1 protein-coding gene is annotated in these 439 nt (G+C 60.1%); it reads left to right on the forward strand.

All coding sequences use genetic code 11. The features are described 5' to 3' along the window. Positions 1–439: glycosyltransferase (locus J5M71_RS28660; protein ID WP_207839057.1), on the forward strand; the 439-nt coding region annotated here is incomplete at both ends.

The raw sequence follows: 439 nt of genomic DNA on the forward strand, positions 1-439 counted from the left end.
GTGGACAGCCAGTTGTTTCATCCGAGCAAACGTCAGACCGCGTTGCGTGAGCAATGGGGACTCTCTGAGACGGATATCGCGGTCATCCACGTAGGAAGGCTCGCCCCGGAGAAAAATCTGGGCCTGCTCAAACGCTGCTTTGAAGGTTTGCGCGAAACTTATCCACAGCGCCATCTGAAGCTGATCGTGGTCGGAGATGGCCCGCAGCGTTCGGCGCTGGAAAAAGAACTGCCGGAGGCGATCTTCTGCGGCGCGCAACGGGGAGAAGCCCTGGCGGCGCACTACGCCTCAGGAGATCTGTTCGTATTTCCCAGCCTGACCGAAACCTTCGGCAATGTGGTGCTGGAAGCCCTGGCTTCGGGACTCGGCGTCGTTGCCTATGATCAGGCAGCCGCGGCGCAGCATATTCGCCACGGCTACAACGGCGTGTCAGCCATGC

Origin of the sequence: Pseudomonas sp. 43(2021) (genome assembly GCF_017490805.1) — a bacterium.
Lineage (GTDB): Bacteria > Pseudomonadota > Gammaproteobacteria > Pseudomonadales > Pseudomonadaceae > Aquipseudomonas.